Source organism: Acinetobacter sp. YH01003 (assembly GCF_013420525.1).
GTDB classification, from domain to species: domain Bacteria; phylum Pseudomonadota; class Gammaproteobacteria; order Pseudomonadales; family Moraxellaceae; genus Acinetobacter; species Acinetobacter towneri.
Map to the genome: position 1 here is coordinate 126,234 of NZ_VOXY01000004.1, position 21,931 is coordinate 148,164.

17 protein-coding genes and 8 tRNA genes are annotated in these 21,931 nt (G+C 41.9%); 17 read left to right on the forward strand and 8 right to left on the reverse strand.

Annotated elements, in window-relative coordinates:
* Positions 1 to 2: 2 nt before the first annotated feature.
* The 4 genes from FTT70_RS06035 to FTT70_RS06050 all read right to left on the reverse strand — a co-directional run bounded on the left by FTT70_RS06035 (position 3) and on the right by FTT70_RS06050 (position 6,837).
* A complete protein-coding gene (locus tag FTT70_RS06035) occupies positions 3 to 1,718 on the reverse strand; it encodes a proline--tRNA ligase (RefSeq protein WP_178867157.1) in 1,716 nt (571 codons plus the stop codon).
* 123 nt (positions 1,719 to 1,841) lie between these two features.
* Positions 1,842 to 4,946, reverse strand: a complete 3,105-nt coding sequence (locus tag FTT70_RS06040; protein ID WP_180168404.1) for an efflux RND transporter permease subunit — start codon at positions 4,944 to 4,946, stop codon at positions 1,842 to 1,844.
* Between the two features lie 63 nt (positions 4,947 to 5,009).
* On the reverse strand, positions 5,010 to 6,143 hold the full coding sequence (locus tag FTT70_RS06045) for an efflux RND transporter periplasmic adaptor subunit (protein ID WP_004975519.1): 1,134 nt from the start codon (positions 6,141 to 6,143) through the stop codon (positions 5,010 to 5,012).
* A 49-nt stretch (positions 6,144 to 6,192) separates the two neighbouring features.
* Positions 6,193 to 6,837, reverse strand: a complete 645-nt coding sequence (locus tag FTT70_RS06050; protein ID WP_154320463.1) for a hypothetical protein — start codon at positions 6,835 to 6,837, stop codon at positions 6,193 to 6,195.
* Between the two features lie 275 nt (positions 6,838 to 7,112).
* On the opposite strand from FTT70_RS06050, the gene pilG reads away from it, so the two are divergent.
* The 6 genes from pilG to FTT70_RS06080 all read left to right on the forward strand — a co-directional run bounded on the left by pilG (position 7,113) and on the right by FTT70_RS06080 (position 15,741).
* On the forward strand, positions 7,113 to 7,496 hold the full coding sequence (pilG, locus tag FTT70_RS06055; protein WP_004975524.1) for a twitching motility response regulator PilG: 384 nt from the start codon (positions 7,113 to 7,115) through the stop codon (positions 7,494 to 7,496).
* Between the two features lie 32 nt (positions 7,497 to 7,528).
* Positions 7,529 to 7,897 carry a PleD family two-component system response regulator gene (locus FTT70_RS06060; protein ID WP_004975526.1) on the forward strand — a complete coding sequence of 123 codons (369 nt, stop codon included), beginning with the start codon at positions 7,529 to 7,531 and terminating at the stop codon, positions 7,895 to 7,897.
* A gap of 3 nt (positions 7,898 to 7,900) precedes the next feature.
* Entirely contained in the window at positions 7,901 to 8,437 is a 537-nt protein-coding gene (locus tag FTT70_RS06065; protein WP_004975527.1) for a chemotaxis protein CheW, read from the forward strand.
* A 46-nt stretch (positions 8,438 to 8,483) separates the two neighbouring features.
* Positions 8,484 to 10,559 (forward strand): methyl-accepting chemotaxis protein, encoded by a 2,076-nt coding sequence (locus FTT70_RS06070; protein ID WP_180095796.1) that lies wholly within the window; start codon positions 8,484 to 8,486, stop codon positions 10,557 to 10,559.
* Positions 10,560 to 10,728: 169 nt separating this feature from the next.
* A complete protein-coding gene (locus tag FTT70_RS06075; RefSeq protein WP_180168405.1) occupies positions 10,729 to 15,279 on the forward strand; it encodes an Hpt domain-containing protein in 4,551 nt (1,516 codons plus the stop codon).
* Positions 15,280 to 15,282: 3 nt separating this feature from the next.
* Positions 15,283 to 15,741 carry a hypothetical protein gene (locus FTT70_RS06080; RefSeq protein ID WP_167846162.1) on the forward strand — a complete coding sequence of 153 codons (459 nt, stop codon included), beginning with the start codon at positions 15,283 to 15,285 and terminating at the stop codon, positions 15,739 to 15,741.
* An 81-nt stretch (positions 15,742 to 15,822) separates the two neighbouring features.
* On the opposite strand, the gene dapE is transcribed toward FTT70_RS06080, so the two are convergent.
* The 3 genes from dapE to FTT70_RS06095 form a co-directional block, all read right to left on the reverse strand.
* On the reverse strand, positions 15,823 to 16,956 hold the full coding sequence (dapE, locus tag FTT70_RS06085) for a succinyl-diaminopimelate desuccinylase (protein WP_004968259.1): 1,134 nt from the start codon (positions 16,954 to 16,956) through the stop codon (positions 15,823 to 15,825).
* Positions 16,957 to 17,097: 141 nt separating this feature from the next.
* Positions 17,098 to 17,244 (reverse strand): entericidin A/B family lipoprotein, encoded by a 147-nt coding sequence (locus tag FTT70_RS06090; protein WP_096901466.1) that lies wholly within the window; start codon positions 17,242 to 17,244, stop codon positions 17,098 to 17,100.
* 120 nt (positions 17,245 to 17,364) lie between these two features.
* Entirely contained in the window at positions 17,365 to 18,249 is an 885-nt protein-coding gene (locus tag FTT70_RS06095; RefSeq protein ID WP_180168406.1) for a DUF1853 family protein, read from the reverse strand.
* 87 nt (positions 18,250 to 18,336) lie between these two features.
* Here FTT70_RS06095 and FTT70_RS06100 point away from each other — a divergent pair, with 87 nt between their 5' ends.
* The 11 genes from FTT70_RS06100 (at position 18,337) to FTT70_RS06150 (ending at position 21,069) form a co-directional block, all read left to right on the forward strand.
* Positions 18,337 to 18,717 (forward strand): YbaN family protein, encoded by a 381-nt coding sequence (locus FTT70_RS06100; protein WP_004968265.1) that lies wholly within the window; start codon positions 18,337 to 18,339, stop codon positions 18,715 to 18,717.
* Between the two features lie 9 nt (positions 18,718 to 18,726).
* Positions 18,727 to 19,251 (forward strand): cell wall-recycling L,D-carboxypeptidase ElsL, encoded by a 525-nt coding sequence (elsL, locus tag FTT70_RS06105; protein WP_131261501.1) that lies wholly within the window; start codon positions 18,727 to 18,729, stop codon positions 19,249 to 19,251.
* Positions 19,252 to 19,524: 273 nt separating this feature from the next.
* Positions 19,525 to 19,600, forward strand: a tRNA-Val gene (locus tag FTT70_RS06110).
* Between the two features lie 26 nt (positions 19,601 to 19,626).
* Positions 19,627 to 19,703, forward strand: a tRNA-Asp gene (locus FTT70_RS06115).
* A 51-nt stretch (positions 19,704 to 19,754) separates the two neighbouring features.
* A tRNA-Asp gene (locus tag FTT70_RS06120) sits at positions 19,755 to 19,831 on the forward strand.
* A gap of 20 nt (positions 19,832 to 19,851) precedes the next feature.
* Positions 19,852 to 19,927 (forward strand) — tRNA-Val (locus tag FTT70_RS06125).
* A 14-nt stretch (positions 19,928 to 19,941) separates the two neighbouring features.
* Positions 19,942 to 20,018, forward strand: a tRNA-Asp gene (locus FTT70_RS06130).
* A gap of 101 nt (positions 20,019 to 20,119) precedes the next feature.
* A tRNA-Val gene (locus FTT70_RS06135) sits at positions 20,120 to 20,195 on the forward strand.
* Between the two features lie 64 nt (positions 20,196 to 20,259).
* Positions 20,260 to 20,336: transfer RNA gene (locus FTT70_RS06140), tRNA-Asp, on the forward strand.
* A 101-nt stretch (positions 20,337 to 20,437) separates the two neighbouring features.
* A tRNA-Val gene (locus FTT70_RS06145) sits at positions 20,438 to 20,513 on the forward strand.
* A gap of 94 nt (positions 20,514 to 20,607) precedes the next feature.
* The gene (locus FTT70_RS06150; protein WP_004977378.1) at positions 20,608 to 21,069 is read left to right on the forward strand and encodes a DUF2750 domain-containing protein; all 462 of its coding nucleotides are present in this window, start codon (positions 20,608 to 20,610) and stop codon (positions 21,067 to 21,069) included.
* A 25-nt stretch (positions 21,070 to 21,094) separates the two neighbouring features.
* On the opposite strand, the gene FTT70_RS06155 is transcribed toward FTT70_RS06150, so the two are convergent.
* Positions 21,095 to 21,913: a YdcF family protein gene (locus tag FTT70_RS06155; RefSeq protein ID WP_131261500.1), complete on the reverse strand. Its 819-nt coding sequence runs from the start codon at positions 21,911 to 21,913 to the stop codon at positions 21,095 to 21,097.
* Positions 21,914 to 21,931: the final 18 nt, after the last annotated feature.

The following is a 21,931-nucleotide window of genomic DNA, read 5'->3' on the forward strand; positions in this document are numbered from 1 at the left end:
TCTTATTTGGCAATTTTGATGAGTAATTCTTCTTTCGTTAGGTTGCTAGATTCAGCATCACGACGACCTTTATATTCAAAAGTACCTGCATCTAAACCTTTCTCACCAATCACAATACGGTGCGGAATACCTGTAAGCTCAAGGTCAGAGAATTTCACCCCAGGACGTTCATTACGATCATCCAGTAATACATCATAACCCGCAGCTTGAAGTTCAGCATAAAGTGCTTCTGCTGCTTCTAATGTGCGAGGTGATTTATGTGCGTTCATTGGTACAATCGCAATTTCAAATGGTGCGATGGCTGCAGGCCAAATAATCCCTTTATCATCAAAATTTTGTTCAATGGCAGAGGCAACGACACGTGTGACTCCAATCCCATAGCATCCCATGGTAACAGTAAACGGTTTGCCATCTTCACCTAATACTTTGCAGCCTAACGCTTCTGAGTATTTAGTACCAAGCTGGAAGATATGACCGACTTCAATACCGCGTTTAATTTGTAGAGTTCCTTTGCCATCTGGAGATGGATCGCCCTCAACGACGTTACGTAAATCGTAAACTTCAGTATATTGTGCATCGCGTTCCCAGTTCACACCTGTTGCGTGTTGATCAACTTGGTTTGCACCTGCAACGAAGTCAGACAGTACTGATGCAGCACGGTCTACAATCACAGTTATGCCTTTTTCAACCAAACCTTGTGGACCAACAAAGCCAGCAGTTAAACCTAAAGCTGCAATTTGTGCATCGGTTGCAAAAGTAAGTGGTGCAGCAATCTGTGGATGCTTTTCTGCTTTAATTTCGTTGAGTTCATGGTCACCGCGCAGGAATAATGCAATCACAGGCACTTGACCTGTTTCATCTGCAACACCTTGAACTAAGAGCGCTTTGACTGATTGGTTACTATTTGTGCCTAAAAATGCAGAAACTTCAGCAATGGTTTTTTGGTTTGGTGTATCCACAATGTTGAGTTCTTGGGTTGCAGCAGCACGTTCACCCACCAAAATAGCTTCAGCCATTTCAATATTGGCTGCATAATCAGATTCGGTAGAGAAGGCGATATCATCTTCACCGCTTGAAGCCAGAACGTGGAATTCATGTGAACCAGAACCACCAATAGAACCTGTATCTGCTTGTACTGGGCGGAAGTCTAAACCTAAGCGCGAGAAAATACGGCAGTAGGTGTCGTACATTACATCATAGGTTTCTTGTAAAGAAGCTTGATCGGTATGGAAAGAATAAGCATCTTTCATAATAAATTCGCGTGAACGCATTACCCCAAAACGTGGGCGAATTTCGTCACGGAATTTGGTTTGAATTTGATAGAAGTTGATTGGTAATTGCTTATAGCTTTTTAATTCATTACGCGCCAAATCGGTAATGACTTCTTCATGTGTTGGGCCAAGTACAAAAGGATTGTCGTGGCGGTCTTTAAAGCGCAGTAATTCAGGACCGTATTGCACATAACGACCTGATTCTTCCCAAAGTGAGGCAGGCTGAGTGACAGGCATAAATGTTTCTAAAGCACCTGCGCGATTCATTTCTTCACGAACAATGGCTTCAACTTTATTTAGCACACGCACACCCATTGGCAGCCAAGTATATAAACCTGAAGCCAATTTACGAATCATACCCGCACGTAACATCAGCTGGTGAGAAATCACCTCGGCATCGTTTGGGGTTTCTCTTAACGTAGCAAATAAAAAGCGACTCGCGCGCATGGAAACTGTCCTAAAAAATGAAGCGTTAAATGGATTTTTTTCAAAGCCAGATTATACAATAAAAATCGGGCTAAACTTGTGTTAAAATTTAGCCCGAGCGATTGTGTGATTTTACGTGAGATTTTAAGAAATGAGTTTACGTGTTTGGCGTAACATAAAATTCTTAAAATCGTCTAAATAAGTGAAAATGACAGGTACGACCACCAAGGTGAGTAGGGTAGATGTAATTACACCGCCAATGACTGCATGTGCCATAGGCGCACTTTGTTCGCCGCCTTCACCCAAGCCAAGTGCGAGTGGCACCATCCCCATCACCATTGCACTGGTGGTCATTAAAATAGGGCGTAAACGGGTTTTCCCTGCAGCAATAATTGCATCATAACGTGACTCGCCCTGATCCATGGATTTTTTAATAAAATCAATCAGTAAAATCGCATTTTTGGTGACCAACCCCATCAGCATAATAATACCGATAATAGAAAACAGGTTCATGGTCGAGTTAAAAATAAACAGTGCCAAGAATACCCCAATCAGCGATAAAGGCAGAGAAGCCATAATCGCTGCAGGGTGAATGAAACTGTTGAATTGTGAACCTAAAACGATATAAATAAACACAATAGATAGGGTAATTGCAGTCAGCGCATAACCTGCAGATTCAGCCATGTCAGCATTGGCGCCTTGAGTGTCGAAGCCATAACCTGCGGGTAATTTAAAGTTATCCTGAATTTTTTGAATGTCGGCACCAATGTCACCTGCAGGACGTCCTGCGGTGTTGGCTTCGACCAAAACTTCACGGGCTAAATCACGACGGTTGATTTGTGCCGCACCTAAACTTTCCTCAAACTTCGCCACACTTGCCAAAGGCACTAATATATTTTGTCCATTGGTATCGGTTTTTTGTGAAGTTAAATACATATTTTGCACATCGCTCGGTAAGCTACGATGGTTTTCTTTAAGGCGAACATTGACATCGTAGGTTTCGCCACGTTCATCTTGCCAAGTAGTGACGTCATCCCCCGCAATCAGTGGGCGGATAATATTGGCAATTTGATTCACCGATAGTCCTAAATCACTTGCAAGGACACGGTTAATATGAACACCTAATGTAGGTTTAGGGGCTTTTAGCGAGCTTTCTAAATCGACAATACCATCCACCTGAGCAATTTCTGTCATAAAGCGGTCAGAAATTTTTTGTAATTCTGCTAAATCGGGGCCTTTAATAGACACCATCACAGGTTTTTGCCCACCAGAAACCGTTTCATCGGCAGAGGCGACAGAGGTGATGGTGATGCCTGCAACACTTTGTAGACGCTGGCGGAATTCGTTATTGAGTTCGGTTAGCGTTTGTTGACGTTCATTACGCGGGCTGACAGTTACACGTAAATTAACATGATTTTTCCCGCGATCTGTCACGCTGTTAATGGCCCCGTAAGTCGCGCGTACTTCTGGGTGTTGACGAATGATTTGATCTACTTGTTTTAATTTTGCTTGTGAATATTCAAGCGATGCATCCACAGGTGTTTCAAATTTAATCCGAATTTCACCTTTGTCAGGTACAGGTACAAACTCTGTGCCAATCAGTTTGGATAATCCGAGTGCAGCAAATAATGAACCCACGGCAATCAATAAGGTAATAACGCGAAATCGCAGTGCCAATTTTAAAAGTTTTTCATAATGATGGCTTAAATTGTCGAGTTTGTTAGAAATCCAGTTTAAGAAGCGTTTTACCCGTCCAGGTTTTTTATTCGGATTTGCTTTTTCTGCCCAGTGTGCAGAAAGCATTGGATCCAGCGTAAAACTGACAAACATGGAAATCAGCACGGCAGTACTGACGGTGACACCAAATTGATAAAAAAAGCGTCCGATAATGCCGCCCATAAATGCCACAGGTAAAAATACCGCCACAATGGTTAAGGTGGTTGCTAAAACTGCTAAGCCAATTTCTTTAGTACCATCCAAAGCAGCCGTGACATGGTCTTTACCCATATCTGCATGACGCACAATATTTTCACGAACCACAATTGCATCATCAATCAATAAGCCAATACTGAGCGAGAGTGCCAGTAAGGTCATCATGTTGATGGTAAAGCCAAATGCCCAAATAAAGGTGAGTGTGCCGAGTAGGGCGATTGGCAGGGTCAATCCTGTAATAGCGGTAGAACGGAATGAACCAAGAAACAACAGTACAATCAGGACTGCCAGAATCGCACCTTCAATAATGGTACGTGCTACATCACGGATACTGCCACGAATCCCTTTAGAAGAATCCACCACGACTTTTGCAGTCATGCCAGCAGGCAGTTGGGTTTGAATACGTTCTAAGGTTTTATAAGTGTTATCTACCACTTCAATGACATTAGAGTCTGAACTACGCAAGATATCGACAGCAACCGCAGTTTGCCCATTTAAAAATGCACTGGTTTCCAGCTCTGCCTGACTGTCTTGAATTGTGGCAACTTGTTTTAAAAAGATTGGCGCACCATTTTTATTGGCAATAATTAAATCGCCAAAAGCCAGAGGATGAATGACTTTGGATTGGATTTCGACCACCAATTCACTATTGGCTTGTTTGAGTGTGCCGCCAGGTACTTCAATATTTTCAGCTTTGAGCGTGTTGATGACCTGATCTACACCTAAGCCAAAACTCATTAACTTTTGTGGATCTACCTCAATCCGAATTTGTCGCTGTGCATCACCCAATAAATTAACAGTTCCGACACCAGACACAGTGCGCAGTTGCGGTACAACTTGTTGATCTAAATAGGAACTTAAATCACGCAAAGACATTTGTGAGGATTCAAACACAATCGACATGACTGCATTGGCAGTTGGGTCGTAGCGCTCCACCACTGGGTCTTGAATTTCATCTCGAAAGCCTGCACTGACAGACGAAATTTTATCGCGTACATCTTGTGCCGCCACTGCCGAAGGAACATCTAAATTAAACTCGGCAATAATAGTAGATAGCCCTTCACTGGATTGTGAAACCAGTTGTTTGAGTCCAGAAATGGTGTTGATCTGATCTTCCATTTTCTTGGTGATTTCAGATTCAACTGTTTCAGGTGATGCACCCGGATAACTGGTATAAACCACTACAAACGGAAAATCGACGTCAGGAAATTCTTCCACGCCCATACGTTGCCATGAAGCCAAGCCAAGCACCATTAGACAAAACATCATCATGATGGTAAAAACGGGATACTTGACGCTAACTCGGGTAAACCACATAACAACGATCCTGATTTTTTATTTATTGGACATCTGCACTACTGCATTGAGATGAAATTCAATTTATTGAGGGTTATTTTGAATGATCACCTGCTGCTGAATTTGATCGGGGTTGAACACCACTCGACTGACTAGATCACTGCTCTGTAAGCCTTGAATCACAGCAGTATTGTCACTATAGCGCTGTTCTAAAACTGTGATATCCACGCGGGCAATTTTTTGATCTCGAATCACCCAAACATAAGGTTTGTTTTGGATATCGTGAATGGTATTGAGTGGGATGATTTGCCCTGAAATTGTCGTGTTCGCTAAAATATAACCATCCACAAATGCCCCAATACTTAAAGAGGGAAGACGCTCAAGCGGGGTCGCAAAAAATTCAATTTGACGACTGGCTAAATCCGCAACAGGAGAAACACGGCTAATTTGTGCATTAAATGTGTTTGCTTGTCCTTGGAGTTGATATTCAATTTTTTGACCAATTTTGAGTGCGGCTTGTAAGTCGCTTGGTAATTTGGCTTGAATTTCTAATTGGTTCGGATCGACGACTTCAAATAAGGTTTGTCCTGCAGCCACAGTTTGCCCAGGCTCAACCTGACGTTGGGTAATGACACCGTGAATTGGACTGGTAATCGTGCCATCCTGATCGGCTTTTAGTGCAATATCGACATTGGCTTGTTGGGCGCGTACATTTTCCATTTGCGCACGATAATCTAACTGACTTTGCTCATATTCCACTTGTGAAATAAAACCCTGATCGAGCAAACGTTTTTTTCGTTGCATCATGTTGCGGGCTTGGTTGGCTTGCGCTTGCGTTGCAGCTAAATTGGCGCGAGCTTGTGCTAAACGCGCAGCATTATCCTGATTATTTAAGCGTAGCAAGGTTTGACCACGTTGTACGCTATCTCCCACTTTGACATAGACTGAGGTTGCTGTGGCAGTCACCTGTGCTTGAATACTGCTTTGATTCACAGCACGCACTGTGCCTGTAAAGGCAGTTTTACTGATTGCGCTGCCTTGTTGTGGTGTCACTAAATCTTGCTGAATGAGTTCAATTTTTTCTGATACTGTTGTTTTATTTTCAGTTTCTGTTTTTTGGCAGGCACTCAGCAAAATACATAAACCGATTGCACCGATACGAAAAATGGGTAAATGCTGCCGATTAAACCTAACTGCGATACGCTGTGCAATGTGCATGCATATTTGTCCTTATTGATTGCCAAAATGACAAGGTAATTCAAATCAACTATTCAAGTGCTTTTAAGCGAGTAATAATTCTGTCGTATTCTGCTTGTGTATTTCGATAGCTTGTTTGTAAAGATTGAATCATATCTTTTTTAAGCTCGATGTTTTTTAAGTTATTGTCCAAATTGGTTTTTAGTTGTGCAGGCACAGGTTTGACCTTGCGTAAATACTCCATTTCTTGACGTTTAAAAGTAATACGGTCATTTTGCAGCTGTTTGAGTTGTTCTTGTTGGAAAATAATTTGCTTTTTAATATGCGCTAAAGCGTTATTACGTTTAGTGATTGCGGTTTGACTATTGGTATAGGCTTTTTTTAAACGCTGATCAGATTCCATTTGATACGCTTGAGCAGCACGTTGTGGGGCTTTTTTAATATCCATTTCAGTGTTGTATGGACGTGCGCGCTGAATCACTTGCATGTTACGGTCTAATGCTTCATAGCCATGACGAATATGATTAGGTGTCACATTACTACTAATATTTGCAACGCCATGTTGATCATAATAGCGATACCACACCGCTTTGTTCTGGCTGTCAGCCATGAGTGGGGCAGAGGACAAGAGCAGTAAAGCAAGCATGCCCAATTTAAGTGACTGCTTATTTTGTTTTAATTTGACAGCGAGTGATTTTGCAAAAAAAGTGCTCACGTTGTCCCCCACAATAAAGTTGACTAAATTACTTAAATTACACGTAATAATAGTGTTATATTAGATCAAAATTAGGAATTAAAAAAATACAACCGATAAAAAATATCAATGGTCACAAGAAAGTGTGAGCGGTTTGGTGATAATGGTGTAAAAGTGTAGATTTACACTAAATATGTTCATTGAAACTACAAGTAAAGATATGTTAAAAATACGATCAATGTGTAAGATTTTTCTACTCAGTTGCTTGTACAAACAAAAATGGGAAGGGTCATTGAATGGACGATAAATTCCAAAATCTAAAAGTCATGGTGATTGATGATTCAAAAACCATTCGCCGTACAGCTGAAACACTTCTGCAGCGTGAAGGTTGTGAAGTGGTTACCGCAGTTGATGGATTTGAAGCTTTATCCAAAATTGCAGAATCAAATCCAGATATCGTATTCGTAGATATTATGATGCCACGCCTAGATGGTTACCAAACGTGTGCCTTAATTAAAAACTCGCAAAACTACCAAAACATTCCTGTCATTATGCTATCAAGTAAAGATGGTTTATTTGACCAAGCTAAAGGACGTGTCGTGGGTTCTGATGAGTATCTGACTAAACCATTTAGTAAAGATGAATTATTAAACGCCATTCGTAACCACGTGACCGCATAATTATTAGTTAGTTAGATTTATTGGGGAAAATAATGGCTCGTATTCTTATTGTAGATGATTCACCTACAGAAACATTCCGCTTTAGAGAAATCTTGACCAAGCATGGTTTTGAAGTCATTGAAGCAGCGAATGGTGCAGATGGCGTGACCATGGCGCAAGCTGAATTACCAGATTTAGTATTAATGGATGTGGTTATGCCAGGCGTGAATGGCTTTCAGGCAACACGTCAAATTTCGCGTGGTGACACCACCAAACACATTCCAATTGTAATTGTGAGTACCAAAGATCAGGCAACTGATCGTGTTTGGGGAAAACGCCAAGGTGCAAGCGATTACTTAACTAAGCCTGTTGACGAAAAACAATTAATTGATGTGATTAATCAACACCTTAATGCAGGATAAGCTATGGCTGCAAATGGTTTTATTGAATTGCTTCGGTTATCTAAACGTGGAAACAAAAACTACGTTAGTACCGAAAATGAGGTAAACCGCTGGTCAGGCATTGCTTTTGAGATGATGGGGCAATATTTCGTTGCTCCATTAGGAGAAGTTTCTGAGGTTATTTATCCACCGAAATATACGCCAGTGCCAAATACCCAACCTTGGGTAGTAGGTTTAGCGAATATTCGCGGAAGATTACTTTCAGTTTCAGATTTGGCACATTATGTTTCTGGGCAAAGCAGCCAATATTCACCTACTCAAAAAGTAATGTGTATTAGTCATAATGACCATTATGTCGGTTTAGTTGTAGATCAAGTTTTGGGTATACAGCACTTTAATAAGAAAAGTTTCTTTTCTAAACACAATGATTTAGATAGTAATTTACAAGAATATTGTCAGGGGTATTTTCACCAACATAACCAACAATGGCATGTTTTCTTATTTAGTCGTTTATTGCAAAACCCAAAATACATGAACGCATCTATAAAATTTATAAATTAACTGTCGCGCACCTAAAAAATGAAGGCGTCAATCGGGGAGAAGCTGCATGGGCTTTAAACTTAAAAAGAAAAATTCAGGCGAAGAAACCGTCCGTAAAGCAAGTGGTCCAGGTTTTTTTGCAAAATTACAGGCGCGAACAGAAGAGTTTGCGAGTGTATTTGGCGAAACAGAAAAATCTAAGCCACTTATTTTAGGCGCAGCTTTTTGTATCATCTTATCGCTTTTCCTGTTGTTATACCTTTTTTATAGCGTGCCGCGTAATAACGATTTTACCCGTAGTTTGGGTGATTTACGTCTGTTGTCACAAACCATTTCACGTCAAGCAACCGAAGCGACTGCATCAGGTACGCCTGAATCTATTAAAAACTTAACAGATTCACAAAAAGCCTTTGCTGCTCACTTAGAAACAGTGAAGGATATTCATGCCAGCACAGATACACTGCGTGAAGTGGAAACACAGTGGAAATCGGTTTCTGAAAATATTGATTTGATTGCTTCGCAACAAAAAATCATTAACCAACTCTATGACACCAACATTGCAATTGGTGAAACCATTCCGGGTATTCAGGCTGAATATAACTTGATGGTTGACCAAATGGCACGTCAAGACATGCCAAGTAGCCAGGTGGTTATTGCAAAGAACCAAGTATTCATTGCAGAACGTATTTTACGTTCAATCAGTTCTGTATTAACAGGTACAGACAGTTCACGTGAATCTGCAGATGACTTTAGTGCCGATACCGAAACGTTTGGTGCTTACTTGGCAGCACAGTTAAATGGTAGTGCGGAACTTGGTGTACAACGTATTACTCAAGAAGATTTACGTAGTTCATTAGAAGGTATTCAAGCAGAATATGAAGATGTATTGAAATCTGCTGCTGCAACGGTTTTAAGTAACTCAACACAAATTGTAAAAGTACGTCAGGCATCATCTTCTATTTTTGATCAGTCAGATAAGCTTTTAACCAATTTAAATAAATTGTCTAGCGGTTCAGGTTGGTCTATTGCAATTCCTGCAATTGGCTTAATTGCAGCATTACTTGCGTTCTTATTCTGTGTATTCAAACTCTTGAACTTACGTGGTGAAGCCGATAAAACTCGCGTGGTTCGTCTACAAGATGAATATGACCGTAACCAGAACGCGATTTTACGTTTACTTGATGAGATTGCCGACCTTGCGGATGGTGACTTACGTTCATACGCAACAGTATCGGAAGACTTCACGGGTGCCATTGCCGACTCGATTAACTTCGCAATTGACCAATTACGTGACCTTGTATCGCGTATTCACGAAACATCGCACGAAGTTGCACAATATACGGCAACCACACAGAACATTACCAACCAGCTTGCTGAAGCATCTGAGCATCAGGCGCAAGAAATTGCAGGTGCATCTGCCGCAATTAACGAAATGGCAATGTCGATTGACCAAGTATCTGCCAACGCTGAAGAATCAGCAGCGGTAGCAGAACGTTCAGTACATATTGCATCGAATGGTGCAGACGTTGTAAACCGTTCAATTGAAGGTATGGATATCATTCGTGAGCAGATTCAAGAAACCTCTAAACGTATTAAGCGTTTGGGTGAATCTTCACAAGAGATTGGTAACATCGTTGCCTTGATTAACGATATTGCCGACCAAACTAACATCTTGGCATTAAACGCAGCAATTCAGGCGTCTATGGCGGGTGAAGCAGGTCGTGGTTTCGCAGTCGTAGCCGACGAGGTACAGCGTCTAGCGGAACGTTCAGCATCTGCAACCAAGCAGATTGAAACACTGGTTAAAACCATTCAGACCGATACCAACGAAGCCGTAATTTCGATGGAACAAACCACATCGGAAGTTGTACGTGGTGCGAACTTATCTAAGGATGCGGGTGTTGCACTGGATGAGATTCAAACGGTATCGACCAACCTTGCGAAATTGATTTCTAACATTTCGGATGCTGCAAAACTTCAGTCTGCTTCTGCAGGTCACATTGCAACCACGATGAACGTTGTACAGGAAATTACCTCGCAAACGACCAGTGCAACTTTCGATACTGCACGTTCGGTATCTGAGTTGGCCAACATGGCAGAATCATTACGTGAATCTGTAACTGACTTTAAACTACCTGAATAAGCGGGATTCCAGCTTGGGGAAAGGTGTACCTATACACAGTTATGGGTACACCATCATTCAGAGATAAAGCATCGCAAAGATGAACTTAACTTTTGGGTTAGGGGCATTCAGGATGGTTACAATTAAGTTGAAGTGCCTTTTGGTGCTGAAAACGTAAGAAGCCTTAGCTATGAAAGAAATATTAAAAAATTTAGTCGAAACAATGACGCTTCCTGAAGATAGTTATCTTGAGCAAGATGCGGAAATTCTTGAAATTTTTGTCGAAGAAATTGAAGAAATCTTCGAAGAATTAAATCCATTATTTACAACTTGGTTTGCGAACCCAACAGATCAAGAAACTTTAGTAACTATTCGTCGTCACTTTCACACTTTAAAAGGCTCGGGTCGCATGGTGGGTGCGAAGTCTGCGGGCGAGTTGGCATGGACGGTTGAAGATACTTTAAACCGTGTGCTTTCGGGTACGGTAACACTCAATACTGATATTCAAAAATACGTAAAAACTGTTTTAAATATTTATCAATACAAGCTTTATCCAATTTTTAAGCAAGTCGGTTTAATTGATCTTGATTTACGCCCATTGGTGCTTTTAGGACAACAATTACAGCAAAACCAAAGTCCTGAACCTGCATTGGAAGAGTTGCTAGTTCTTGCGGATCAACTGACTGCAACTGATATGCCGACAGGACTAGAATTGGCGGATGCTGCAGTTGAATCATCAGAAGATGTAATGACTGCTGAAGAAATGCCACAGACAGAAGTTGCACAAGAAGCGGCTGCTGATGCGAGTCTATTGGCTGAAACTCTGGCTATTTTTGTAGAAGAAGCTGAAGAGCATTTAGCGACCATTGATCAGTTCTTGGCGCAAGATCAGATTCACTCACAAGACTATAATGGCTTAATCCGTGCTTTACATACACTGCGCGGCAGTTCGTCTATGGCGCAAATTGATCAAGTTTTTCAAGCCAGTTCTAAAGTTGAAAACTTGTTTAAAACGTTTGTACAAGATGAAATTGAATCTACATCAAAAGAAACTGCGCTGTTGGTGCAATATGCAGAATTTGTCCGGGATTATCTGCATGTACTTCGTCAAGGTCACTGTGATGGTTTAGATGTAATCTATGCAACTTTTAATAAAGCATGGGATAGCTACGGCTTTAGCACCAGCGATACAGAAGACTCTAATCCTCAAGGTTTAGTATCGAAGCTAATCGAACTGAATATTGATCGTTTACTTGATGCCGAATTTGAATTTGATAAATTGGCGCAAGCGCAATTCCCAAGCTATTTAGAAGAACTCAGCGCACAAGCACAATTATTGGTAGAGCATACCGATAACCGTGCGTCTGTGGGTATCCATCAATTTACTGAAGAACTTAAAGCCGCTTACGACAGTGTTTTAGCCAAGCCAATCTTGCTTAACTCTGAATATGGTTATGAGTTATTTGCACAGGCGCACCAAGAGTTTATTCATTTATTCGATACCTTGGCTGCGGGACAGCGTGTTACGGTTACAGAAGACATTCAGAAAACCTTAAATGACTTAACTGCATTTGTGCAGCAAGACATTGATGCAATTGCACTTGAAGATGCTGAAACATCAGTGAGCGACAATGCTGTAGAAACAACAGTTGTTGCAGAACCTGAAGCTGTGCCTGCTGCAGTTGCTAGCGAAAATTCGGGCACAGTGAATTTGGCGCAATTGTCACAACGTATTGCATCAGATCAACAAAACATGCATGCCGATGATGCCAACAAAGACTTCGATCCTGACTTGCTGGATATCTTCTTGGAAGAAGCAGAAGAGCTTTTGGTGGGTATGGATGAAGATGTCAATACTTGGTCAAAAGACGCCAGCGATACTTCGGCGTTAAATAACTTAATGCGTTATTTGCACACTTTAAAAGGTGGTGCAAATATGATTTCTGCGACGCATATTGGTTTAATTGCACACAACCTTGAGTCGATTTACGAGCGTATCATTAACAACCAAATTGTTGTTTCACCTGCGTTAATTCAAATTATTCGTTTGGTGCAAGATGATATTGCAGACCGTATTCAGACCATTCGTGATGAGCGTGTGGACTATGCTGCGCCAGAGTCGATTGCAATTTTAGGCAACATTGTTAGCTTGGCACAAGGCGATGCAGATGTGTCAGTTGCAAGTGCGACAACCGCAGCGCAGCCTGAACAGACTATTGAGGCAGTAGAAGAGGTTGATGCACAGCCTGAGTTGGCGGTAGAAGCGTTGCAAGATACAACTGCAGATTTAGCTGAAGATGACGCAGTTATTGCTGATGATGCACATTTTGAAGACGCTGCTGCTGCGGCATTTGAGCCGATCACAGAAACTGTAAGTCTTGAAGCAAGTGCTGAATCTGAAGATGAGCAATTACATTCAATTGTGGTTGAGACTTTCAGAGAAGAAGCGGAAGAAATTTTGGATGCTGCAGATCAGCGCTTGAAACAATGGTTTGAGCAGCGTAGTGACCGTAGTATCTTGCTTCAATTACAACGTGCGGCGCACAGCTTAAAAGGCGGTGCACGTATGGCTGAAATTGAGTCTGTTGCGCAAATCGCCTATCAACTTGAAAGTGCCTTTGAACAGTTTGCAGTGCATCAATTTAACTCAAATGTTTATGATGCCTTGTTGCAAACCACGTTGGCATGGTTGCGTGATGCAATTTTCAAAGCAGATTACAGCAATTATGACAGCTTAAAATCTAGCTTGTCGGCGATGCAGTTTGTAGATGTATCTGCGCAATTGCCCGAGCGTTTAACGCATACCGACTTGTTATCGCCAAGCCGTAGTTATGAGTTTGTTCAGGGTGATGGTACAGAGCCACCTGCAATGTCGGGTGAGTGGGGCGAAACCACACAGCTGGATAATAGCAATGAGATGATTCGTATCTCTGCCGATTTAGTCGAGAAGATGATTGACTTGTCAGGCGAGAACTCGATTAACCGTTCACGTATTGAAATGGAGCTTGGGCAACTAGGCGGTACGTTGAATGAGATGGAATTGGCGATTAAACGTCTTGCCGATCAGTTACGTCGAATGGAAGGCGAGCTGGAATCGCAAATTATTGCCAAGCATGGTTCTGAAAACTCACGTTATGCAGACTTTGACCCATTAGAGATGGACCAATATTCATCGTTGAATCAGTTGTCTAAATCTCTGGCGGAATCTGCATCGGACTTGGTGGACTTTAAGAGCACCTTGGCTGAAAAAATTCGTGATGCCGAAGGTTTGTTATTACAACAATCACGTATTCAGGCTGAAATTCAAGAAAGCTTGATGCGTACACGCCTTGTACCATTCTCACGTTTATTGCCACGTTTACAACGTATTGTGCGTCAGACTTCATCGACCTTAAACCGTCCGACAGAACTGGTGGTTTATAACACTGAAGGTGAATTAGACCGTACCATTCTAGAGCGTTTGGTGACACCGTTTGAACACATGCTGCGCAACGCGGTCGACCATGGGATTGAAGACCCTGCACAACGTGCTGCAGCCAATAAACCTGAAGTTGGTAAAATTGAACTGAACATTACCCGTCAAGGCACAGATGTTGTGGTGACTTTTGTGGATGATGGTAAGGGTATTGATGATGCCAAGATTAAAGAAAAAGCATTGAGCTTAGGTTTAATCAAAGCCGATCAGAATTTAGATAAAAACGAAATTCTGCAATACATTTTCCACCCAGGCTTTACAACAGCACAATCGGTTACACAAATTTCAGGTCGTGGCGTTGGTTTAGACGTGGTGCAAAGTGAGATTAAGGCGCTCGGCGGTCACGTTTCTGTAGATTCAACATTAGGTCAAGGCACAACCTTTAGTATTCGTGTACCAACGACGGTTGCGGTATCCGATGCCTTAATGGTTAAAGTTGGTGATCAACAATTTGCTGTACCGTTGGCGCAAATTGACCGTATTGTACGTATTGCACCAACCACTTTGGAATCTTACTTCAACAGCAATGAAGATTTCTTCCAAATTGACAACCAGAACTACAAGTTACGTTACTTATCTGAGTTCGTTGGCAATCAGCCATTACCGCGTTTAAGCCATGTGGGTCATTCACTACCTGTTCTGTTAATTAAAGGCAGCACAGGTCAAACCATTGCTTTACTAGTCGATCAGTTGATTGGTTCGCGTGGTCAAATTGTTGTGAAACCAATTGGACAACAGTTCTCAAGCATTGGTGCAATTGCAGGCGCAACTATTTTGGGTGATGGTCAAGTTTGTTTGATTTTGGATGGTCAGAACATTGCCCGTCAAATTCTTGCAACGCAACGTACTAAACAAGCCAGCGATCAACGTGATAGCCAACGTCGTGATACACGCCGCTTAATTATGATTGTGGATGACTCAGTCACCGTACGTAAAGTAACTTCACGTCTGCTTGAGCGTCAAGGTTATGATATCGTGACTGCTAAAGATGGTGTCGATGCCATGGAGCAGCTTGAAAACGTCAAACCTGACTTGATGTTACTGGATATTGAAATGCCACGTATGGATGGTTTTGAGGTGACTAACCTTGTGCGCCACCACGACATGCATAGCAATCTGCCGATCATCATGATTACGTCACGTACAGGTGAAAAACACCGCGAACGAGCGTTTAGCTTAGGTGTGACGCATTACATGGGGAAACCGTTCCAAGAGGCAGAATTGCTTGCCAATATTGAACAATTATTAGCAGTCAGTCAGGGGTAAACGATGAGTCAGACGAATAGTCCAAATTTACTCGGGCAAATCAGTCAGCAAGAGCTGCAACATTTAATTACCGTATCTACCGGTTTTATTGATGCTTATATTGTTGAATGTCATGGTAAACAACCGATGCTGATACCTCAAAATATTGTGTTGTCAGCGCTGGATAACGCCACTCAAGTTAAAACTGTGGAATGGCACGAATCGCAATTGCCTGTTTATGCAGTCAATGACCCAGAGAAAAAAATGGGCGTGGCACTGGTCATTGAAGGTGATGAAATGGAGCAGCGTTTTGCTTTGATGTGCAATGAAATGCCTAAAACACTGCGCTTGCGTATTTCTGAAGTAGTGGATGATGACCAACAAACCACGACTGATCCTGCGGTATTCCAATATGTCCGTATGGGTGAGCAGGTCTTTCATGTACCAAATTTACAATACATTCAAGAAAACTTGACGGCTTAAACGCAATTTTCTCCGTTGTAAAATAGAAAAGGAACTCAAATAGAGTTCCTTTTCTGCTTCATACAACTAATCTTATTGGATTTAAGTTAGTAATCCTTCCAAAATCTGTTCATAAATTTCTGCCAATGGCTCTAAATCAGCCACATCAACATGCTCGTTAATTTGGTGAATGGTGGCATTGAGTACGCCTAACTCCAACACTTGTGCACCTGTCGGCGCAATAAAGCGACCATCAGATGTACCGCCACTGGTCGATAATTCTGTTTCAACACCTGTGACATTGCGAATGGCTTGACGTGCAGCATTAACCAATTCGCCCACAGGGGTTAAAAATGGCAAACCTGAAAGCGTCCACTCGATTTCATAATCCACTTGATGGCGATCTAAAATTTCCAAGACACGTGCTTTTAGCTCATCTGCAGTCACTTCAGTCGAATAACGGAAGTTAAAGGTCACCGTCATGTTACCTGGGACAACATTGGTCGCACCTGTTCCTGCTTGAATATTTGAAATTTGAAATGAGGTGGCAGGGAAGTATTCATTGCCATGATCCCACACCGTTTCACACAGTTCCGAAATCGCTTTAGACGCGGTATGAATCGGGTTAATTGCCAAGTGTGGATAAGCCACATGACCTTGTTTGCCTTTTACAGTCAAGACACCATTGAGCGAACCGCGACGCCCATTTTTAATAATATCGCCTAATTTATGGGTACTTGAAGGTTCACCTACCAAACACCAAGTCATTTTTTCCTGACGTGCTTCTAAAGTTTCAACGACTTTGACGGTGCCGTTAATAGAGGGGCCTTCTTCATCAGAAGTGATCAAAAAGGCAATTGAGCCTTTGTGATCAGGATGTTTGGCGACAAAGCGTTCAGAGGCAACCACCATGGCTGCCAATGCGGTTTTCATGTCGGCACTGCCACGACCATAAAGTTTGCCATCACGAATTTCAGGTACGAATGGATCGGTATTCCATGCGTCTAAATTGCCAGTTGGTACAACATCGGTATGACCTGCAAAGCAAAAGACTGGTGCTTCCGTACCTTTACGCGCCCAGAGGTTATCTACATCGTCAAAACGCATAGATTCAATCTTAAATCCAATTTTTTCTAAGCGTTCTGCCATGAGGTTTTGACAGTTGTGATCGACAGGAGTGACAGACGGTTGGCGTAAAAGCTGAAGGCTTAAATCCAGAGTAGCAGAAGAGGTCATGAGAGTTTCAGACGTTTATCAAGAGTAAGTGCTAATAATAGGGGAATAATGCAACAAAAGTGAAATTTTAGCGTGAAAAAACCTTGTCCGAGAACAAGGTTTTTTGTGGTTTTTGTGAAGATATTCCTGAAATACTCAGAATTATTTGCGAATTTCTTGTTGGGTTTTTTCAGCAGTATTACTCACCGCATGACCTGCAGAAGATACGTCTTCGCCCACGCCTTTAATTGTATTACAACCCGTTAAAACAAAGGCTAATAGTAGTGAAGTCGCTAGAATTTTTTTCATGATCATCTCCAATATGTTCTAGATAGATTATTTTGATGTGTTTTTTAGCTTAGGAAATAAACAGAATAATAAATAGGCAACTTTTATGGTGCTTACGTAATAAAATGTTGAAACTGGTATTCAGCGTGTTAATGGTGGATAGCTAATCAGCGGTGCAGCACGATACATATAAAATTGTGAATGTGCCGCCCGATAATACAAGCCATCTCCCCACCATTGATTAGGATGGCTACTGGCTTGAGCATTTTGACAAATCCATTCATGACGTTGCAGGCGATAAAACTGTTCTGTTTGTGCAGGAATATCACTCCCCCAAAGACCTAAACGACGAGCGCGATTAACCCAGTATGGCACAAGTGTTGTAGATGATTGTGCCAAGTGATGTATGGTGAAATACAATTGTCCTTTGAGTACAGCAAAACGGCGTTGAATCGGCACATCCAAGGCTTGTTTAAATTGAAATTGCTTTTGACTAAAATGATTCAGTTTACGCGCTAAAGTATCGGAGCGGTTTAAACCATACCAGTGTGCCAAAGAGCAATCCGCTTCGGCTAAGTAGTATTTTAATGCGACTTCCCAGTGTTCAACCTGCTGCGTGTCATGGTTGTGCAGTAAAAAATCCAGTTCACCCACAGTTTTAGCACCATCAATAATTTGAATACTGTGCCCCAATAATTCGAAGGGATGATAGTCACGATCACGCAGCCAAAACCACATCAACATTTCAAAGCGTAAGCCTAAACGGGTACTTTTCAGTTGATTTAAAAAATCGTACACCGCTTCGGGATGTGAATCTAAATAGGCTAAACGTGATTGATAAGCGTGATAATGGTGTTGCCAAAAAGTATCTGAATGGAATTCAAAAGTATGTTGAATGGGCAATTGCTCAGGCACAGCACATAAAATATTCGGACTTGCCACACTAAAAGCCAACTGACGGATAAGCGGGGTTTTGTAGGTCAGCCATACTTCGGGCAGAAGCTCGGGTTGATGCAACTCAATCATTATGAATCCATGCTGAAAAATGCAGAATTACAACGGAAAATTAAAAAACGCTTTATACTACCGCAATTCGTAGTTTAGGACAGTGGTATGCAAAGCTTGTTATGGCGAAGTTTAGTGGTGATCTTTGTCATCCTTGGCTTTATTGGTGCATTGTTGCCGGGTATGCCTACTACAGTTTTTTTGATTTTAGCAGCTTGGGCATCGTCACGCGGTTGGCCGCAAATGGACAACTGGTTACTGAATCATCCTAAATATGGCAGTACACTCAGAGATTGGCGCGCCAATGGTACTGTACCGCGTAAAGCCAAATGGTTTGCAACGATCATGATGAGTATTAGTGCCGTGATCATGCTGTTCACAACTGCGCCCGTTGCGGTCAAAATTTTTACCAATACCACCATGTTGGTGGTGTGTATTTGGTTGTGGTTACGTCCTGAACCACAGCCGCCCACGAAAGAAGAAGAATAGGGTAGCGCAATGTCTTTTTTATACACACAAGCAGATATTTTGATTGATTTAGCCGAGCAAACTTTATATTTGCCGAAGCATCAGAAACTCTACGTCATCTCGAGTGGTGTGAATGGCATTGGTGAAACTGAAAATAGTGGTAAAACACCACGTGGCTGGCATGAAGTCGCTTTAAAATTTGGTGAAAATGAACCTGAAAATGCAGTATTTATTGCGCGTCAACCGACAGGTGAAATTTACAATTTAGATTTAGCTGAACAATTTCCTGAACGGGACTGGATTTTAAGCCGCATTTTATGGCTCAGTGGTTTGCAAGAAGGTTTTAATCAAGGCATTGGCTGCGATACTTTTCAGCGCTATATCTATATACATGGCACACCAGACACAGAACCGATGGGAATTCCTGCATCGCATGGCTGTATTCGGATGCGTAACCACGATATTTTAGAATTGTTTGAACTGATTCCAGAAAAAGCCTTGGTTTATATTTCTGAACACAAGCTAGATTTAAATAGCTTAGGGTTGCTTGGTTGATGGTGCGTTGATGGTGCGAGTCAATTGAATAAAGTTGTATTCATCGCAACATAAAAAACCAATACATTGAGCAGGTAGAGTGCAACGCTAACAAGTTGAAAAGCACATTAATTTTGCTTGAAAACTAAAATAACTTGCAGAATTTGTTTGTTTTTATAGCGGATCACCTATTTTTTAATCACTCAGTCACAAAAAACTGAAAACAAGCCGAAAAGCGTTTGACAGGCGGTAAAGATTCTCTATAATGCACCTCACAAACGATAAAGACGTTAAGGGCGCTTAGCTCAGTTGGTAGAGCGTCTGCCTTACAAGCAGAATGTCGGCGGTTCGATCCCGTCAGCGCCCACCAAGCCTTTACGTTATAGATTCTTACGTGCAGCGGTAGTTCAGTTGGTTAGAATACCGGCCTGTCACGCCGGGGGTCGCGGGTTCGAGCCCCGTCCGCTGCGCCACTTAAGATTCTTTAACCATTGTTTGTACCACAATAGTGACTTTGTGTAAGTGCAGCGGTAGTTCAGTTGGTTAGAATACCGGCCTGTCACGCCGGGGGTCGCGGGTTCGAGCCCCGTCCGCTGCGCCATTTACATAAATTGCTTTTGAGGGCGCTTAGCTCAGTTGGTAGAGCGTCTGCCTTACAAGCAGAATGTCGGCGGTTCGATCCCGTCAGCGCCCACCAGATTCTTTTGCGATGCAGCGGTAGTTCAGTTGGTTAGAATACCGGCCTGTCACGCCGGGGGTCGCGGGTTCGAGCCCCGTCCGCTGCGCCATTCAAAAGAAAAGTTTAGGTTGCCTGATAGACTTAAACTGAAATGATGCAAAGTTTGACAGTTTTGCAAAATCAGAACAAAATATTGTTTTGATCTTATCAGGGCGCTTAGCTCAGTTGGTAGAGCGTCTGCCTTACAAGCAGAATGTCGGCGGTTCGATCCCGTCAGCGCCCACCATATTTTAGTATTTATGCTTGGCATACATACAAAAAAGACCTTAATTGCTTACGCAATTACCGTTGCAGCGGTAGTTCAGTTGGTTAGAATACCGGCCTGTCACGCCGGGGGTCGCGGGTTCGAGCCCCGTCCGCTGCGCCATTTTTCATTCCCTGATGTGAAAAATGTATTTCAAAGTTCAAGACGACGTTCTTTGCTTGTCTTGCATCATAAAAAATAACGATGTTATTTTTTAATCTTCAGGGCGCTTAGCTCAGTTGGTAGAGCGTCTGCCTTACAAGCAGAATGTCGGCGGTTCGATCCCGTCAGCGCCCACCATATCCTTTCATCCTCCTTTATCTTATATTACTTGCGTATTGCAATAAATTCGCCTAAAATTTTTATTTAATAATAATACTAATATCCGTGACTTATGCGAAATCCTTATCAACGTAAAGCTGCATCTAAGCAAGCAACGCAAACTTATAATGCACAAGATATTTACAAGCAATTTATTGAGACCATTGTGTCTCAGGGGCATGTTTTTGCATTGTATGAAGATGGCTGGGCGCTCTGTGCCACGCCTACAGGGCAACGTGCTTTTGCAATGTGGCAAAATAAAAGTCTGGCAAAACTGTTAATTAAAGACAATTGGGCCAATTATCAAGTCGAAGAAATTTCACTGAAAGATTTTATTGAAAAAGTGATTCCATTTTTACGTCAGGAAGCCACCAATATTTCGATGAATCTAAGCCCAGAAGGGCAGAATGTATTGGTTGCCCCTGAAAAGTTATTGCTTGATCTAAAAAATTATTTGTATCAGGTGTATATGCAAAAACCTGAATTTTTTAAAGATATGCAAATTCCTTTACCACGCTCGATACGTTTGAATTAAGTGATCTGCTTGCTAGATTTTATTTTTAATACTCATTCAGCAGCCAACCACTGATATAAGCAAAATACTCGCGTAACCATGCGTTATAGCGGGTATAGAGTGGTGTCGTTGCACTGAGCATGCTGAACTGTGTGTATCCTTGTCGTTTGGCAATGGCTGCTGCACGTGGTGTGTGAAAGTCGCTGGTGACAATTATAATCGGTTGGGTTTTATCTGTGCCTAATGTATGCAGCAAGGGCTGACTGTTTTTCAAATTAAGTGCCGTACTGGTGCTTTGGGTTTCCAAGATAATGTGTGATGCTGCAATTGCATAACGTTGTTGCAAATAATTAGACATCACCTGTGCTTCAGTGAGTTGTTCCGCAAATGCAGGGCCACCACTAACAATGAAATAACTTTGAGGATGCTCCAAGGCATACGCGGCTGCAGTATCCAGTCGTTTGGCGAGCGTGGGCGATGGTTGTCCATTTTCAATGCCACTGCCGAGTACAATCACCACTTTAGCATTGTTGGTTACAGTATTTTGCTGCTGTGTACTGAAATGAATATAAGTAAAAAAGATCAGCAGGCTGATGCACCACAGCCAAAATACGCCCCAACCGAATTTCCACAGCCAATCTAAGCGTGTATGTTGTTTTAAGTAGCTTTGAATCCAAGTATAGAAAATGGCATAACACAGCAGCATCATGCCTATTAAAACAGGTAAAACGGTGCCGAAATGAATTTTCTTTAAGCTGATGAGATAGGCACCATCCAATACTAAAATTAATCCAATTAGGCTACTCAATATTCTTTTAAATAGACTAAATTGTGTTTGTACGTGACTTGCTTGCATGCCTTGCATAATTTTATTGTACTGTGA

Coding starts and splice junctions, on each gene's coding strand:
- elsL (WP_131261501.1), top strand. CDS start 18,727: ATGTCTTTTTTATACACACAAGCAGATATTTTGATTGATTTAGCCGAG.
- FTT70_RS06090 (WP_096901466.1), bottom strand. CDS start 17,244: ATGAAAAAAATTCTAGCGACTTCACTACTATTAGCCTTTGTTTTAACG.
- FTT70_RS06075 (WP_180168405.1), top strand. CDS start 10,729: ATGAAAGAAATATTAAAAAATTTAGTCGAAACAATGACGCTTCCTGAA.
- FTT70_RS06150 (WP_004977378.1), top strand. CDS start 20,608: ATGCGAAATCCTTATCAACGTAAAGCTGCATCTAAGCAAGCAACGCAA.
- FTT70_RS06100 (WP_004968265.1), top strand. CDS start 18,337: ATGCAAAGCTTGTTATGGCGAAGTTTAGTGGTGATCTTTGTCATCCTT.
- FTT70_RS06080 (WP_167846162.1), top strand. CDS start 15,283: ATGAGTCAGACGAATAGTCCAAATTTACTCGGGCAAATCAGTCAGCAA.
- FTT70_RS06070 (WP_180095796.1), top strand. CDS start 8,484: ATGGGCTTTAAACTTAAAAAGAAAAATTCAGGCGAAGAAACCGTCCGT.
- FTT70_RS06040 (WP_180168404.1), bottom strand. CDS start 4,946: ATGTGGTTTACCCGAGTTAGCGTCAAGTATCCCGTTTTTACCATCATG.
- dapE (WP_004968259.1), bottom strand. CDS start 16,956: ATGACCTCTTCTGCTACTCTGGATTTAAGCCTTCAGCTTTTACGCCAA.
- FTT70_RS06095 (WP_180168406.1), bottom strand. CDS start 18,249: ATGATTGAGTTGCATCAACCCGAGCTTCTGCCCGAAGTATGGCTGACC.
- FTT70_RS06045 (WP_004975519.1), bottom strand. CDS start 6,143: ATGCACATTGCACAGCGTATCGCAGTTAGGTTTAATCGGCAGCATTTA.
- FTT70_RS06155 (WP_131261500.1), bottom strand. CDS start 21,913: ATGCAAGGCATGCAAGCAAGTCACGTACAAACACAATTTAGTCTATTT.
- FTT70_RS06065 (WP_004975527.1), top strand. CDS start 7,901: ATGGCTGCAAATGGTTTTATTGAATTGCTTCGGTTATCTAAACGTGGA.
- FTT70_RS06060 (WP_004975526.1), top strand. CDS start 7,529: ATGGCTCGTATTCTTATTGTAGATGATTCACCTACAGAAACATTCCGC.
- pilG (WP_004975524.1), top strand. CDS start 7,113: ATGGACGATAAATTCCAAAATCTAAAAGTCATGGTGATTGATGATTCA.
- FTT70_RS06035 (WP_178867157.1), bottom strand. CDS start 1,718: ATGCGCGCGAGTCGCTTTTTATTTGCTACGTTAAGAGAAACCCCAAAC.